General features: G+C 44.7%; 13 protein-coding genes and 1 pseudogene. 1 reads left to right on the forward strand and 13 read right to left on the reverse strand.

What is annotated here, in order from left to right; all coding sequences use genetic code 11:
* From Tfer_RS11995 to Tfer_RS12040, 10 genes are all read right to left on the reverse strand, one after another.
* Positions 1–2,223, reverse strand: coding sequence for a methyl-accepting chemotaxis protein (locus tag Tfer_RS11995; RefSeq protein WP_052218616.1), 2,223 nt, complete (start codon positions 2,221–2,223; stop codon positions 1–3).
* A 189-nt stretch (positions 2,224–2,412) separates the two neighbouring features.
* Positions 2,413–2,685 (reverse strand): HU family DNA-binding protein, encoded by a 273-nt coding sequence (locus Tfer_RS12000; protein ID WP_013119100.1) that lies wholly within the window; start codon positions 2,683–2,685, stop codon positions 2,413–2,415.
* A 119-nt stretch (positions 2,686–2,804) separates the two neighbouring features.
* Positions 2,805–4,286, reverse strand: a complete 1,482-nt coding sequence (yabN, locus tag Tfer_RS12005; RefSeq protein WP_052218617.1) for a bifunctional methyltransferase/pyrophosphohydrolase YabN — start codon at positions 4,284–4,286, stop codon at positions 2,805–2,807.
* 29 nt (positions 4,287–4,315) lie between these two features.
* Positions 4,316–5,878 (reverse strand): putative polysaccharide biosynthesis protein, encoded by a 1,563-nt coding sequence (locus tag Tfer_RS12010; protein WP_052218618.1) that lies wholly within the window; start codon positions 5,876–5,878, stop codon positions 4,316–4,318.
* Between the two features lie 105 nt (positions 5,879–5,983).
* A complete protein-coding gene (gene spoVT / locus Tfer_RS12015; protein WP_013119097.1) occupies positions 5,984–6,547 on the reverse strand; it encodes a stage V sporulation protein T in 564 nt (187 codons plus the stop codon).
* 118 nt (positions 6,548–6,665) lie between these two features.
* A complete protein-coding gene (locus Tfer_RS12020; RefSeq protein ID WP_052218619.1) occupies positions 6,666–7,724 on the reverse strand; it encodes a peptidylprolyl isomerase in 1,059 nt (352 codons plus the stop codon).
* 61 nt (positions 7,725–7,785) lie between these two features.
* On the reverse strand, positions 7,786–11,322 hold the full coding sequence (gene mfd / locus Tfer_RS12025) for a transcription-repair coupling factor (protein ID WP_052218620.1): 3,537 nt from the start codon (positions 11,320–11,322) through the stop codon (positions 7,786–7,788).
* A gap of 162 nt (positions 11,323–11,484) precedes the next feature.
* Positions 11,485–11,880: a hypothetical protein gene (locus Tfer_RS12030; protein ID WP_013119094.1), complete on the reverse strand. Its 396-nt coding sequence runs from the start codon at positions 11,878–11,880 to the stop codon at positions 11,485–11,487.
* Positions 11,881–11,951: 71 nt separating this feature from the next.
* Positions 11,952–12,515 carry an aminoacyl-tRNA hydrolase gene (pth, locus tag Tfer_RS12035; RefSeq protein ID WP_013119093.1) on the reverse strand — a complete coding sequence of 188 codons (564 nt, stop codon included), beginning with the start codon at positions 12,513–12,515 and terminating at the stop codon, positions 11,952–11,954.
* 99 nt (positions 12,516–12,614) lie between these two features.
* The gene (locus Tfer_RS12040; RefSeq protein ID WP_013119092.1) at positions 12,615–13,268 is read right to left on the reverse strand and encodes a 50S ribosomal protein L25/general stress protein Ctc; all 654 of its coding nucleotides are present in this window, start codon (positions 13,266–13,268) and stop codon (positions 12,615–12,617) included.
* Between the two features lie 146 nt (positions 13,269–13,414).
* Between Tfer_RS12040 and Tfer_RS12045 the strand changes: the two genes are divergently transcribed.
* Positions 13,415–14,341 carry a PRC-barrel domain-containing protein gene (locus Tfer_RS12045; protein ID WP_052218621.1) on the forward strand — a complete coding sequence of 309 codons (927 nt, stop codon included), beginning with the start codon at positions 13,415–13,417 and terminating at the stop codon, positions 14,339–14,341.
* Between the two features lie 341 nt (positions 14,342–14,682).
* On the opposite strand, the gene Tfer_RS12050 is transcribed toward Tfer_RS12045, so the two are convergent.
* From Tfer_RS12050 to Tfer_RS16610, 3 genes and pseudogenes are all read right to left on the reverse strand, one after another.
* Positions 14,683–15,849: a S1C family serine protease gene (locus tag Tfer_RS12050; RefSeq protein WP_013119090.1), complete on the reverse strand. Its 1,167-nt coding sequence runs from the start codon at positions 15,847–15,849 to the stop codon at positions 14,683–14,685.
* A 144-nt stretch (positions 15,850–15,993) separates the two neighbouring features.
* A pseudogene (locus Tfer_RS16100) lies at positions 15,994–16,511 on the reverse strand (GGDEF domain-containing protein).
* 48 nt (positions 16,512–16,559) lie between these two features.
* On the reverse strand, positions 16,560–16,746 hold a 187-nt coding region (locus Tfer_RS16610), incomplete at its 5' end, for a hypothetical protein (protein WP_160315563.1).

Genomic DNA, 16,746 nt, shown 5'->3' on the forward strand with positions numbered 1-16,746 from the left:
TTAAAATTTGAACTTCGTTATCAGTCTTTTAAGTTCATCGGACATTCCCGCCAGCTTTTCCGCTACGGTGGAAAGTTCGCCGGCAGAAGCAGTCATTTCTTCGGTAGAGGCGGTAACCTCTTCGGCAGCAGCCGAACTTTCTTCTGTGATGGCCACAATATTTTCCATAACCTGAGCCACCTGGTGACTTGTTTCAGAAACACTTGCTATAGCCGTTGAAGCCTCCTCGTTTACAGTGCTGACATTATTAACGGCATTTACGACCTTCTGGCTGCTGGTCGACATTTGTTCAGCGGCTACCAATATTTTCTGGGTCTGCTGATATGTATCTATAACAGTTTGCAGAATTTCTTGCAAAGCTTTCCGGGCATCAGATGCCAAACCAACTCCGCGTTCTACTTCTACCGTTCCCTGCTCCATAGCAGATACTGAGGCCGCCGTCAGTTTTTGAATATCCGTGATTAATTTAGCAATTTCTTTGGTAGCATTCCCGCTTCTTTCAGCCAGTTTCCTTACTTCGTCGGCAACTACCGCAAAACCTTTGCCGTGTTCCCCCGCCCGGGCCGCCTCAATGGCTGCATTTAAGGCCAAAAGGTTGGTTTGTTCCGCTATATCATCAATAACCTGAATTATTTCTCCAATATGTTGCGAATGCTCCCCTAATTCTTTTATTTTACTGGAGGCTTCGAAGGTCTTTTCCTTAATACTGTCCATGCCCTCAGTAGTCAATTTAACAGCGTGATCTCCTTTTTCAGCCGCTTCTTTGGTTTTTTCTGCCGACTTGGCAACAGCATGCGCGCAGGACGTGACTTCGTCGATTGAAGCGGTCATCTGATTGACAAAATCATTTGTCCCCTTTATATTTCTAATTTGTTCCTGGGACCCTGCCGCCAATCCTTCCAGTATCTTATCAAGCTGGGCCACATCTTTCATTGTTTCCGTAATTAACTTGGTCTGTTCCAAGGTGCCTTTGGCTACCTCCTGAATTGCATTAGCCACCTGCTGCGTAGATTTCTCCGTTTCATTAGAATTTACGGCCAATATTTGGCTTGTGGAAGCTATATTATCTGCAGACTGGTTAATATGTAAGATGAGCTGACGAAGTTGCCCAACCATGGTGTTAAAGGATTTTCTTAAAATGCCTATCTCATCCTTCCGGCCTGTCTCTTCCGATGTTAGATTGGTCAGGTCTCCACCGGCAATCCTTTCAGCTTCATTACTCAGGTTTTTCAAAGGTTGAATTACTTTCTTTTTAATCAGGATTGACAGTAAAATACCATAAACTGCTATAGCCACAATAAATAACCCGGCGTTTTTTACAAAAAAAGCGGTTAAATTAAAGCCAGAGGTTGTTTCGTTGGTGGGCATAAACATTACCAGCTTTAAACCTGTATCTCCGATTGGGGCATAAACTGCATACTGGTTGACCCCATCAATTACTGTGGTAAGGATTCCCGATTTAGTATCATTTACTATAGTATTTCCCAGATTTTTCAGGTTTGCATCTTTTTCGTCCGTAATTTTGGCCTTTAAGTTCTTCTTTGCATCTCTATGGGCCATATAAAATCCTTGTTTGGTAATTATAAATGCGTATCCGGTTTGTCCGACCTTAATTTTGGAAACAGCTTCCGCTAACACGTCCAGATTTATATCAGTAGTAGTAACACCAATGGGAACCCCGTTCTTAACTATGGCGCTGGATGACGTAATCATATCCAAATTCAAGACAGGGTCATGATAAGGTTCCGTCCAGGCAACTTTGCCGACAGCTTGTAAACCGTTTTTATACCAATCGTACTGAAAATAGTTATATTGGGCGTTACTGTAATCCCAGGTAACCTGTATATTCCCCTTATCTTTATAAACATAGGGGCCATAAAACTCTTTTTGAGGGTCATATTTCCCCGGCTCCAACCAAAATCCCGAACCTAAAACCATAGGGTCAAGCTGAATATAACCGGCAATTGTTTTCAATATGTTATTTGTGTCAATAGTGGCCGAAACTTCAATATTTTTTGCACAAAGGATATTCTCCTTCGCTATTTCCCGCAACCTGCTATCAAATTTATTTGCTTCCTTTTCCGCCTGGGTCTTTAGCTGATTCTGCACCTCACCGGCTATTATGTCATCAAATTGAAACAGGTTATATGCTGTCAAAGCAGCAAAGATTACGAATGTTATGCCTAATGACATGCTAATAAAAAAGGTCCGTAAACTTTTCATAGTATCACTCCCGAAATTATGGTTTTTTTAAGTTTCACCCTTTAGCTCCTTTTCTCCATAATTCGGCAGTTTTATCTGTTTTTTTTTGGCCGGTTTTCCTTCTTTAAACTTAGAAATAAATTTAACACAAATTGTAAATTAATAAAAAATCAGGCTCGCCGGAACCTGATTTTTTTAGTACTTTTTTAATTAGGAAACGGCATCTTTTAAAGCCTTGCCAGCCTTAAAAGCAGGAACCTTGGCCGCAGCAATCTCGATAACAGCTCCGGTCTGAGGATTACGGCCCTTACGGGCGGCCCTTTCACGCACTTCAAAAGTACCGAAGCCAACCAGTTGTACTTTGTCACCTTTAGCCAAAGCTTCTTCAATGCTGGCAAAAACTGCGCTAACAGCTTTGTCGGCATCTTTTTTTGTCAAACCGGCTTTTTCTGCTACACTGCTTACTAAATCTTGTTTGTTCACAAAAATCCCTCCTAGAATATTTTATATTTGGTGTTTGATTTTCATATAAAAGCATTATTCGCTATAACCCTTTAATTTCCTGCTTTGCAACCAACTTTTTCTGCTAAAACACCTATAATTTACTGGTTTAGGACAATTTTGGCCTCCTCCCATAATTGATCTAGTTGGTCTAAATTCAGGTCTGCCAGCTTCTTTCCGGTTTCCCAAGCCTTTTTTTCCATGAGCTTAAACCTTTTGATAAATTTATCAACAGTAGCCTGTAAGGCTTCTTCCGGGTCAACACTCAAGAAACGCGCCAGATTTACCAGGGCAAAGAAAAGGTCACCCATTTCTTCCGCTGCATTGGAACGATTGCCCCGGTCAAGGGCTTCTTTAAGCTCCTCTAGTTCCTCGTAAATCTTATCCAGTGCACCTCTGTAATCAGGCCAGTCAAAGCCAACCTTCGCTGCCCGTTTCTGGACCTTCTCTGCTTTCAGCAAAGCAGGTAAAGCCTTGGGAATAGAGTCCAGGATAGATGCTTCCTCCATTCCTTCCTTTCGCTTTTCCATTTCTTTTATTTTATCCCAGTTATAACTTACCTCACTACTGTTTTTTACGCGCGTATTTCCAAAAACATGGGGATGCCGGCGCACCAGTTTTTCAGCGATGCTCTTAACCACATCATTGATGTCAAAGAAACCTTCCTCATCAGCTATCTGTGCGTGAAAGGCTATCTGTAGTAATAAGTCTCCCAATTCTTCGCAAAATTTATTCATATTTCCATTATCTATAGCATCCAGAACTTCGTATGTTTCCTCAATCAAATACTTTTTTAAGGATTCATGAGTTTGTTCTCTGTCCCAGGGGCACCCCTCAGGACTTCTCAATTGCTGCATAATTTTTACCAAAGGGTCCATGGGGTATTTAACAGGCCCCTTTTCAGCTCCCGGCAGCGGCGGAATAAAGACACTTGTCAGGTAGTCAATCCAGGGCAGCCTGTCCAATTCATATAGGGGGACTTCAGCTACCTGTTCCATGCCGGGAACCCCGACTGCTCTAGCCACAAAAATTTTATGTTCGTCAGGATAATAATCCATCAAGGAAATTTTCACGTCCTGAGCCACCAGTTGACTGTAAACCTGGACCACCACATTGGCCGAAGCCGGCAATGGGAAATGCTTGTCCAACTGGAGCGCATCAATAATATTCAATCCCTTTATAGGATCATAACCTACCACTTGAAACAATGGTTCTAAAAAAGACATGGCCGGTATGATCTCCACTTTAATGCCTTTTTCCCGGGCCATTTCCTGCAACAGGTGCACTGAATCTTCCGCCACCAGGGGATGGCCCGGCACAGCATATACTACCGGACCTTTTTCTGCTTCTTCCAGTAATGTCACAGCAATTCGCCGGTACACTTCACCAAAATCAACAATTTCTTCGTAAAAATGATCAAAAGAATCGCCTTTTATAAGGCCCTGTTCCATAAGCAATGGAACAACAGGGTGTTTGGTAGTGCGGAGAAAAACCCGTTCGTTTCCTTTGAGAATTTTTATGGTTGCTTCCGTTAGAGCCCCAATACTTCCGGGGCCCAAACCAATCACCGTAATATCTCCCATTAAATTCCTCCCTACAATGGCCTATTTCCCTATGAGCGTTTCCTGAACACATTGACAAGCAACATTATCGTAGAATCGTTGCCTCTGTCTATTAATGCCAAAACTACAAAATAGATTCCCGCCCCGAAAAGCACTGTTAAAACAGTGGCCAAATGCATGTTATAAGTTAGTTTCAAAAATCCAAAGGTCAAATATACGCCTACCGCCATAATTGTAGCAGCTACTGCCGGTTTTGACAATACCTGCCTGCTTAAGCGCCAATCCGTCACTCTGCGTAAATCTGCCAGGTTCAAAACAGAGGAAATACAAAAACCGGCCAATGTCCCCAAGGCAGGGCCTCTTATTCCGAAAACAGGAAGACCTGTTAAATAATAATTTAACCCTAACTTCACTACCACACCGACCAATAAGTTTTTTACCGGTAAATGGGTTCTGCCTAACCCTTGCAAAACACCGGAAGTAGTCTGGTGTAATCCCAAAAATACAGCGGCGGGAGCTAAAATAGACAAAGGTATACCTGCTTCGGGACAGTTGAAAAGAAGGTCAGCGATAGGTTCGGCCAACAAATACAGGCCCATTGCTGCAGGCAGGCATATAGATACGGCTGCTTTTACAGCGGCATTTAAATTACGGTAAATCTGAAATTTATTTTTTCTTGCATCGAGTTCTGATATAACAGGAACCAAAGAAGTAGCCAGGGCTAGAGTAAAAATAGTCGGTACATTCACCAAGGTAACCGCTCCACCTGTTAGCTCCCCATATAACTCCGCCGCTTTGGCCACGGAATAGCCGGCCTGTTGCAGCCTTAAGGGTACAGTAACAGCATCAAGAATCTGCACCATAGGCAGTACCAGGCCCCCAAAAGAGATCGGCAGTGACAAGGCTAATATACGGTAGCCCGTCATAAACAGAGACAGCGATTTGCCCCCCATACCCTTAGTCCATACCGGGGGCAGAATTGCAGATTTCCAGACATAGCAAACCAGGAGGACCCCCAAACCCGCTACAGCTCCGGCTACAGCTCCTGAGGTTGCTGCGGCGGCAGCATACTCAATTCCCCGCGGCAAAAAGAGATAAGCCCCTATCAAAACTGTCGCCACCCTTACCGCCTGCTCAATAATCTGCGATATGGCAGTAGGATACATTTGCTGGAAACCCTGGAAGTACCCGCGGAAAACGGACATCAGCCCAACAAAAAAAACTGCTGGCGCTATGGCCACGATAGAATAATACGCTCTTTCATCTTTTAATACTTCCCGGGATAAAAAGCCGGCCAATATGTAAAGCGCTGTAGTGCATAAAGCGCCAATCAAAGATAGCATAACCAGACTTACCAATAAGATATCCCGGGTTCCTTGCCGGTCGTTCAGTACTACCCGCTCCGCCACGAGCTTGGAAACGGCCACCGGTATGCCGGCGCTGGATATGGTTAAAAGCAAAGTATACAAAGGGTAAGCCATTTGATAAATGCCCATACCCTCCGCGCCGATCAGCCGAAAAAGCGGAATCCGATACCCGGCACCGATAATTTTGCTAATAAACCCGGCAATACTTAATATAACTGCTCCCTTCGCCAATGCCCCTTTTGTCATTTTATCACCGTCGTCCAGTTATGATAATTATGTTTATGGCTGACGATGACATTTTATTAATATTTGACAATAAAAAAGGTAGCACCTTGTGTGCTACCTAGCCAGTTATTGTTCCATTTGCTTCGCCAAGAACCCGGCTGCTGTTTCAGCCAGTTTCATTTCCAGGTCACCCATTTCAACTCCTTCTTCTTTGGAGAGCAATATTACCGCCCCGATAGGATCGCCCTCAGCGATTATAGGAGCAATAACATGAGCGCTGTATCTGTCTTCTTCCTCACCCTCGATAATGGGGCAGTCCTTACAGGTAGGATCGGCTGCCGGGTTGTTCACCAAAACCGCCCTGCGATCCTCCATAACTTTTTCAACAGCAGGCCCAATATGCTTGTTCAGAAATTCTTTTTTAGAAGCACCGGCTACGGCAATTATGGTATCCCTGTCAGCAATGCAAGCAATATGGCCAATAGCTTCATATAAAGAATCAGCATATTCCTTAGCAAAATCACCTAATTCACCTATAGGTGAGTATTTTTTTAAGATAACTTCTCCTTCTCTGTCAACGAAAATTTCCAAAGGATCGCCTTCACGAATACGTAAAGTTCTCCTTATTTCTTTGGGAATTACTACTCTTCCTAGGTCATCTATTCTGCGTACAATACCTGTAGCTTTCACTGTTTTCCCTCCTTTTTCGTCTGCTTAAATTTACTACTATTCTTTTACTGATAGTATATATCGCAGTGGAGGGAATTATTCATTTTTTTCCTTTTAAGGGTTTAAGCTTGAATGACAGTTATTTATTTTCGTTAATAGGTGGATGGCCCTGCGGCAGCTTAGAAGCAGCCGGTTCATTCTTGGTTAACTCATTGGTAATTTTAGCCTTTTGCTTCAAACCTTCGATATATTTGTTGAAAACCTCTTGTTTCCGGGTATTCGGCAGGTCTTTTTTGATTTGTTCTTTAGCTTCTTCGTAAGTTTTTTGCTTTTCCGGTTTTTTATCTTCTACTTTAATAATATGATACCCGAACTGGGTTTTTACAGGCTTTTTGGTAATTTCCCCTTTTTTCAGAGCAAAAGCGGCATCGTCAAATTCTTTGACCATTACGCCCCGGGCGAAATAATCACTACCCATGGGATCTTTCAACAAACCACCATCGTTTTTGCTGCCGGGGTCTTCGGATTTTTCTTTGGCCAGTTCAGCAAAGTCAGCGCCGTTGTTTAACTTGGCAATGAGTTCTTCAGCCATTTTCTTGGCCTCTTCCTCTTTCCGACCGACTTTTTCATTTGCCGTATCAAACTTAATTAAGATATGGCGGGCTTTAATTTTTTCCGGCTCCTTAAAGGAGTCTTTCCGCTCCTCATAATATTTTTTCATATCCTCTTCGGTAACTTTCACGTCCTTCGTTACCTTTTGGAAAAGAGCGTCGGTCATCGCCTGTTGCGCAATATATTCTTTTAATTCTTCTTCTGTATAGTTATAATTTTTCAGGGCATCTTCAAATTCTTTTTCGGATTTAAAACGCTTTTTAATCTCGTCAAAACGCTTTTGAACTTCGGCATCTGAAGGCGCAACGCCTTCTTTCTCGGCTGCCTGTTTAATTAATAACTGGTCAATCATCTGGTCAAGCGTCTGCTTTTTAATGGCCTCGAGCATCTGCTTACCCTGCTCTCCTTCAAAGGAAGCTCCCTGCTGCTCATAAGCCAGCTTCATTTTGTTCACACGCTTGTCCAACTGTTCCTGAGTAATTTTTTCGCCGTTTACTTCCGCAACTGTTTTGGCTCCACAACCGGCTACAACGACCGCAAAAACCAATATAAGCGCCAGACCTAAAATTTTTCTGAATTTTGACATTAATTCGTGACCCTCCCCTTTTATAATCATAACCATATTATACTGCCGATGCCTACAAACTTCAAGTTCTTAATTTTCCCTCGTCTAGTAGATAGAGCAACAATTCCTCTACTTTAGCCAGCGCTTGTTCCCGAGACAGACCCTTCACCTTCAGGTTAATTTGCAAGGCCTGCGTGCCGGTAAACACCAGACGGTGGCGGTATCTTTGCGCCAATCCTGCTAACTGTTCTCCCTGCACCGTATTGCTGGGATGGAACTTAATGTGGACCATATCTTTAATCTGGGTAACTGCCTGAACTTTAAGCCGCGTACACAAAGCCTTAATTCGCGCAATAGCCAACAGGTTTGTGACCGATTGAGGCACAGGGCCGTAACGGTCTTCCAACTCTTCTCCCACATCCCTGGCATCCTCCGCAGATTGTATGCGCATAATTTTTTGATAAATTTCTATTTTCATTCCGGCGTCAGGGATATAATCATTACCTATATGCGCATCAATATTTAAATCTATCGTAGGCTCCTGAATTTCTTCAATCAGGTCGCCTTTCAGCTCTTTGACCGCTTCCTCGAGTAGCCTGCAGTACATATCAAAACCCACGGCCATCATGTGCCCGTGCTGCTCCGGCCCCAGAAAGTTGCCGGCGCCGCGGATCTCCAGGTCACGCATAGCAATCTTAAAGCCGGAGCCGAATTCGGTGAACTCACGAATAGCCTGGAGACGTTTTTCCGCAACTTCTGTCAGCACCTTGTCACGCCGGTAGGTAAAATAAGCATAGGCCAGGCGATGTGAACGCCCGACACGTCCCCGTAGTTGGTATAATTGCGACAGTCCCATTCGGTCCGCTTCATCCACAATAAGAGTATTCACGTTGGGGATATCCAGGCCCGTTTCGATTATAGTCGTACAAAGAAGCACGTCGTACTCACCCTCAAGAAACTCCAGCATTACCTGCTCCAACTGGTCCTCTTTCATTTGCCCATGGGCCACGGCTACCCTGGCTTCAGGAACGGCTGCCCTAAGCTGAGCCGCTATCTGGTCTATATCCATAATCCGGTTATGAACAAAATAAACCTGGCCTCCCCTGTCCATTTCTTTCCTGACGGCATCACCGATAACGTCCCAATTAAATTCCAGCACATAAGTTTGTACCGGCCACCTGTCTTCGGGGGGAGTTTCTAAAATACTCATATCCCGCACCCCGACCAGGGACATATGCAATGTCCGCGGAATAGGTGTGGCGGTAAGGGTGAGAACGTCAACATTTTTTCGCAATTGTTTTAAGCGCTCTTTATGGGCAACGCCAAAACGCTGCTCCTCATCCACAATGACCAACCCAAGCTTTTTAAACTGTACATCGTTTTGTACCAAACGATGCGTTCCGATTACTATATCCACGCCGCCGGTTTTTAGGTTCTTTAAAATTTCCTGCTGTTCTTTGGGTGAGCGGAAGCGGCTTAACATCTCGATTTTGATGGGGTAGCCTGAAAAACGTTCCACAAAGGTATTATAATGCTGCTGAGCCAGTATGGTAGTAGGAACTAAAACAGCTACCTGCCGGCTGTCCATAACAGCTTTAAAAGCGGCCCGGATAGCCACTTCGGTTTTGCCGTATCCTACATCTCCGCACAATAACCTATCCATAGGTTTAGGACGTTCCATGTCTTCTTTGATTTCTTTGATGGCCCGCAGTTGGTCCGGTGTTTCTTCGTATGGAAATGCTTCTTCAAATTCTTTCTGCCATACTGTGTCGGGCGGGTAAGCATGCCCAACCACTTTTTCCCGGGTCGCGTAAAGATTTAGTAGTTCCTGGGCCATTTCCCGGACCGATTCCTTAACCCTTTTCTTAACTTTGTTCCAGTCCTGGCCCCCTAACCTGGACAGTTTGGGAGCAGCTCCTTCGGCACCCAGGTACTTCTGCACCAAGCTTATTTGGTCAGTAGGGACATAAAGTTTATCTTCACCCGTATACTGGATAACCAGGTAGTCTTTGGTAACCCCACCGACCTCTAGCTTTTGCAGGCCCAGGTACCGCCCAATCCCATGATTTACATGGACAACGTAATCACCTACGGACAAATCCGTAAAATGACTTATGAGTGCCCCTTCCTGGTGTCTTAAGGTGGCCTTCTTGCCGCTTTTTCTTTTTCCGTATATTTCCAGGTCCGTAATAAGGGCAAATTTAATTTGCCCGATCTCAAATCCGGCTTCAATCCTGCCTTCGGTAATAATCACGTTGCCGGGTTTAAGTTCGCCCGTTATTCGGGATACGTAAAAAGCATCAACTTTACTGTCCCTTAGTAAGTCGCGGATTTTCTCCGCCCTGTTGGAAGTACTGGCCATTATGGCAATGGCATAACCTTTTTTTCTGCGATTGCGAATTTCCTCTACAAGCAAATCGGTTTTACTCATGAAAAAGGGGATGGATTTCCCGGCAAAGCTGACTATGTTGCCAGGTCTTATTCCGGCGGGCTGCTTGGGCAGCAAGGAAAAACCGACCTGAGAAAAATCTTTGGCTGATTTCTGCAGGTCACCAGGATTAAAGTAGGCTCTTCCCTGTTTGGGCAGGGCCAGGCCTGTTTCCAGATAATGAGTATGGCTCTCGGCCATTTCATTGATACGGTTCTGCAGGTATTCCTTCTGCCTGGAAGGTTCTTCAACAAAAAGTACCGTCTTCCTGTCTAAGTAATCCAGCAAACTGGCCCCTTCAGGATAAAAATAGGAAAAATAATATTCCATCCCTTCAATATAAAGGCCGCTTCTCAGTTTTTCAATTATCTCTTTCGTTTTTTCCTGCAACTTATTAAAAGCTTCATACTTGCCTATTTTTTTCAGCCTTTTTCCGTGTTCGGCAAAATCGGCTGCAATCAGGTCGGCAGCCTTTACAAAATTTTCCCGTTCTACGACCAGTTCGACAGCGGGATAAATAACTGCTTCCTGAAGCCTATTCAGCGACCTTTGGCTATCTACTTTAAATTCCCTGATGGAATCAATTTCATCGTCGAACAGCTCTATGCGTAGAGGACGCTCCCTGGTTTGCGGAAAGATGTCTATAATACCGCCCCGCACACTAAACTGGCCGGGGCCCTCCACCATCTCAACTCTTTCGTATCCCTGCGCCAAAAATACTTCAATCATTTTTTCCTGGGAAATAATCTGGCCCACGGAAAGGCATAAACTGAACTTTTCAAATACAGACCTGGGAATCAATTGCTGATAAAGAGCTTCAACAGGCGCCACAATAATAAGGTTGTCCTGCTGCACCAACTTGGCAAGAACAGCCAGGCGCTGAGCAGCCAGCTCTTTACTTTGGGCAATGGAACCAAAGGGCACATGCTCCAGTTCCGGATAATACAATATTTCCCTGTTTGGTAAAAAATTCCTCAAATCATCGAGCCTTTTCTTAGCCGCAATACCATTGGGCGCCATAATAAGGGCCGGCACGTTTAACTTCTCTATAATACCGGCTATCAGGTAGCTATTCTGCGCACCTGACAACCCATAAACCATCTGATATGCCAGACCCCGCTTTAAACCGGCAGTCAGTGAATTGAATTCGGCTGATTCTATTAGTGGAGTAAATAACCCATTAGTACCCATAATCTTTTGCTCCCGATGGTTATTAACTGCAATTCATTTTTTCCGAACGCCAAAAAAGCCTTAGCAGGAAAAGCTAAAGCCGGTCTGCAACTTCTTCTATATTTTTACAGTTATATTCATTATAGCTGCCCAATATGCCTGCGTCAAGGACTGGGCTTTCTTTCAGGATACCTGCCTATCCCGTAAAGCTTTTAAAATAAAAACATTCCAAAATGTATGGGCGGCATAGGCAAGCATAATTCCAGGCCAGGTTCCCCATTTCATGAAACCGAGTAATGTAATGATTCCATAAAAAAGGTGCCCTAAAAGGCTTACCAAGGCTGCTATCGGACTGGTCTGCTTTTTTATTGTTAAGTCATAGCCAGCCTCAATTACCCCAAAAGCACCATGCACCAACACAACAGACTGTTGTAGCAATACAGCCGATAAAGTTTTGGCCGTCTCTTCAAGTAAAGGAGTGATAAACATAATTCCTTCGGTTTTCCATAGTCTGGTCAAGATTTTATTTCCCGACCAGGAAACAGCAGCAGCCGCAACTGCCGCCACAGCGACAAGCATTAACCTTTTACCTCCTTAAATGGAGAATTAATTGTAAAAACCGGGTTGGATTATCCTTATTTGAAGAGGCGTTAGTTTCTGTTAACTGTGTTCATTGCTTTTTCCACGCCTTCTTTCAAAACCAGTTCTACGGCCGCCACCGCTTTGGAAACGGCTGCAACCACCCTTTCCCGCTCTTCTTCACCAAACCTTCCCAACACATGCTGGACCGCATCTTTATCCGGTCCGGGTTTTCCTATGCCTATTCGCAAACGAGGAAAATTTTCAGTGTTTAGCAGGTAAATAATGGACTCCATTCCCCTATGTCCTCCAGCGCCACCGCTCTTCCGCAAACGAAGGCGACCGGTGGGAAGGTCCATATCATCGTAAATTACCAGGATGTCAGTGGATTCCAGCTTATAAAACCGAACCGCATCCAAAACCGCCTGGCCGCTTAAATTCATGAAGGTCTGGGGTTTCAGCAGGACAATCTTGTCTTCCTGAAAAATCCCTTCGCCGAAAAGGGATTTAAACCTATTTTTGTTTACTGCTATTCCCCACTTTTCGGCTAACTGCTCCAGCACCAAAAAACCTATGTTATGCCTTGTAAACTCATATTCTTTCCCCGGATTTCCCAACCCTACTATAAGTTTCAACGGTCTGGCCTCCCTAATAATTCTTATGAACTATTCGCTGAAATTCCTATTTTTCCTGCGAAAAATTTTTCGGGGAAAGAATTTTACTCAGCAGTAGCGTTATTCCTCTTTTTTATCTCCATTCCCTGCTTCCCCATTGGCCGGTTCGGTTTTAGCAGGTTCCACCGCTTTATCTTCTATAGCTTCTGCCCGGCGTGGAGACACTATACTAACAATAACTGTAGCCGGGTCATTCTTAACCGTAAATCCATCCTGCCCGGCAATATCAGCTACTGTCAGGCTATCGCCGATATCCAGGCCAGATATATCTACACTGATATGGTCCGGTATGTTTGCCGGTACACATTCTATTTCGAGTTCCCGCAAACCGGACTGTAAAATTCCGCCTTTTTTAATCCCTTCCGCTTCACCGGTTAAATGAATAGGCACAGTGGTATGTATCTTGTCAGTGAGCGAAATCTTCTGCAAATCTACATGCATTAAATCGCCCTTTACAGGGTCACGCTGCAAGTCTTTGATCATTACAGTCAGTTTGTGGGGCTTTGCTTCTTCAACCGTTAAATTAATAATTGCATTCTTTCCGGCGCCGTTCCGCAAAATGCTCTCCAGGTTCCGCACATCAACTTCAACTAATTTGTTAGGCAAATCTTTACCGTAAATGACGGCTGGAATTTTCCCGTGATTTCTAAGCCAATGTTTATAACTTCTGGTTTTATTTGGCCTTGGTTGGACCCTCAGTTTTACTTCTACCATTTTCGTACTCCCCCTCTTCGTTTGGTTTCCAATAATTTGTCTATATTATTTCCCTTTTTATGGCATATAAACCTAAGTGGAGGAATATTATTTTATAAAAATCCGTTCCAAATTAAGTGGTTAGTTTAAATAATGGAGGGTTAGCCATGCGAAAAAGCCGTAAAATAATGGCCATGCCAATAATAAGCATCGCAGAAGGAATTCAAATAGGGACCGTTAAATCACTGGTCGTGGACCCGGAACAAAAAGAAATAGCCGCCCTGGTTATAGACCAGAAAGGTTGGTTTAGAGAGCAAAAAATCATTCCTTACAGTAAGGTATCCAATGTCGGCGACGACGCTATTACCATCGACCAGTCCAGTAACGTGGAAAAATCGACCAACCTGCCTGAAATCCTCAAACTGCTGCGGGAAAAAACTGACCCTATCGGGTTGAAAGTGATTTCAGAAACAGGCAAAGTTCTCGGCCATGTAGACGAATATTATATCGACGAAAAATCCGGGCAGATTGTCTCCCTGGAAATATCGGGCAAGCTTATGGAAAGCCTGCTGAAAGGAAAAGGCCTGCTGCCCGCATCCCAGATAATAACCATGGGAGCCGATGCTATTGTTGTTAAAGCCAATACCGAGGACGAAATTACAAAAGTGGACGGAGGCCTGCAGGAAACCCTGGCCAACCTCAAGGACAGCACTTCCGGTCTATGGAACGTAACCAGGAAAAAAACCCTTGAACTGAGCAAAACCATCAAAGAAAAAACCAAAGAAAAAGTCAAAAATTCCGGCCATGCAACAGCAGAATCCACTAAAGACCTACCAACGGTTACCGGGACCGGATCAGCGAAAGAAATTCCGGTGCCTCCTGAGGAAGAAGAAACACCGCTTGCAGAAACAGCAACAGAAGCAGTTGCACAACCCAATAACTTAGTACCTAACTCCCAACCTGCCCAAACAGGCACTGACATGGATGCCGGCTTAGCTGATGAACAAACAGTGCCTTCCGGACCCGAAACCACCGTGGACGAAGCCCCCGCTGCCAAAGAAAACAAAGAAAAAGAAATAGAGAAAACCGGCTAATTCTACTTTCTCCATCCCGTCATCCCCGTCTAAAAAAGCAGCCTTTATTTTTTGAAGTACAGGGAGTGTCCCATAAGTAAAAATCTTATGGGGCGCTCCCGTCATTTTTTGACCGTAAATTCAGGGAGTGGCAGATATGTTCCGGAACGACGAGTCTGATATCCGCTTGTCGGCGATCCGCGTATGCGGGAGCCGGTAACAAGCTGAATTGTTGCCGTCGTGGAGGAATATGTCTGCCGCTCCCTATGCTTTCATGGCTAAAAAAAGGGGGTCCCATTTACTTATGGGACACTCCCTTTCGTTGATGAAAAGGGGCTGCCTTTTTATAGACAGCCCCTATTTTAGAATTCTGCCGGCATTTCCCCTAACACGACAGTAACCTTACGGGTTGATTTGTCCTTTGTGCTGTAAACTTCAATGGTAATCTTACTACCTATTTTTTGTTTCTGAACAACATCTGTCAGCACATTAAATTCGGTAATTTGCTTTCCATTTACCTTTGTCAGAATGTCCCCCGGCCTGATACCTGCTTTGTCAGCAGGCCCGCCATTAACCACTTCTTCAATAACGACCCCCTGAGGAACATTATTGGCTTTTGCATCGATGGCATTCAAAGCCCAACCTTTAATCCCAATCCAAGGTCTTTTTACATGGCCATAATTAATTATGTCCTCTATGATAGGCAACGCATCGTCAATGGGAATGGCAAAGCCCATGCCCTCAATACCAGGAGCGCTCAGTTTAACACTGTTTATGCCTACCACCTCGCCCCTGGAATTGACTAAGGCTCCCCCACTATTACCCGGATTGATAGCCGCATCGGTCTGAATTAAAGAAAAAGTCCTCTCATCCAGTTCCAAAGTCCGGTTCAATCCGCTGATTACCCCGACAGTAACGGAACGGGCAAATTCCAGACCCGATGGACTGCCTATGGCAACTGCCAATTCCCCGACTTTTAGTCTCTTGGAACTGCCAAATTTGGCAATCGGCAGGTTCTTTTCATTTGTTTTTAACACAGCCAGGTCAGTCTGGGCATCATAACCAACCAACTTAACAGGCACCTGCCTGCCATCGGCCAAGCTGATGGCAATTTCATCGGCCAATTGGCCTGTTTTTTCTGAACTTATCACATGGTAGTTAGTGACTATGTAACCTCTTTCATCAAAAATAACGCCTGAGCCAACTCCCTGAGCCACATCCTGAGAATGGAATCCGAAAAAATCAAAACCACCGGCAACCTTCCAGCGGCTCTCCACACTGACAACGGCAGGTCCCACTTTTTCTGCTATTTCGACTACCGGTGATTTGCCTTCCGCCGTTACCTGGGGAGGAACGTCCGGCACATTAATATTGTACGGGTTCTTTGCTCCCGGCTGCTGGTATCTGACCGGCAGTAAAAAAGCAACCAACAGGCCCCCAATTATGGCGCTAATCAGAGCTACCGCCACGTACGGAAAGATACCGGGCCGGCGTGGCCGATCGTAGAAATCGCGGTCATGTTCGTACATTTCGATCCCCTCTTTTCGTAGAATATACACCAACATATTATTTAATATATATTATACCCCCGGTTATGAATTCTGAAAAGAAAAACCGACTGTTTATCCCACCACTTTTACAGACAGGGGATTTCTGGCCGGTTTTACGTTAAATTAAATCTGGTTACATGCACCTGTATAGCGGACACAGTTCCGCCCGGAAGACTTGGCTTGGTAAAGCATATTGTCAGCGCGCATAATGAAGGTGTCCACCGTATCGGATGGGCAGTAGCCAGCCACTCCAAAACTGGCAGTCACACTTTTTACACCCGGAATATCCAGGCGGCTTAAAGCTTCGCGAAGCTCTTCAGCCAAACCGGCGGCTTTTTCTACCGGTGTATTGGCAGAAGCATCACAAATTCTTTTCCACCCCAGCGGGCTAGACAGTCTGTTTTGCGGCTCCTTTGTTTAATCATGTTTACCAGGCTTTTCAGAACCTCATCGCCGACGGCATGTCCAAAACAGTCGTTTATATTCTTGAAATGGTCCAGGTTCACCAGAATTGCTGAAATGGGCAGTCCGGTTCGATTTGTACGCTCTATTTCCTGTTCCAGTATCTGCAGAAAATGGCGCCGGTTATAAGCTTTTGTCAGAGGATCGGTTATGGACAGACGGTAAAGCTGTTCTTCCATTTTTTACGTTCCGTTATATCTATAAAGGTTTCGATCAGTTTCTCTCCGCTATCCGTTTGAAGGCGTCTTACTGTTTTCAGCACGGGTATTTTGGCGCCGTCGGCCCTGTGTAAAATCCACTTCTCTGGTGCCCACCTGCATGGATTCTAAGGCCACCTTGGTCCCTTTCTGAATATTGGTTATCAGGTCGGCTATTTCCTTGGTGGCTTTACTGGACCTTTCGGCCAGTTTCCTT

The organism is Thermincola ferriacetica (genome assembly GCF_001263415.1).
Taxonomy (GTDB): Bacteria; Bacillota; Thermincolia; order Thermincolales; family Thermincolaceae; genus Thermincola; species Thermincola ferriacetica.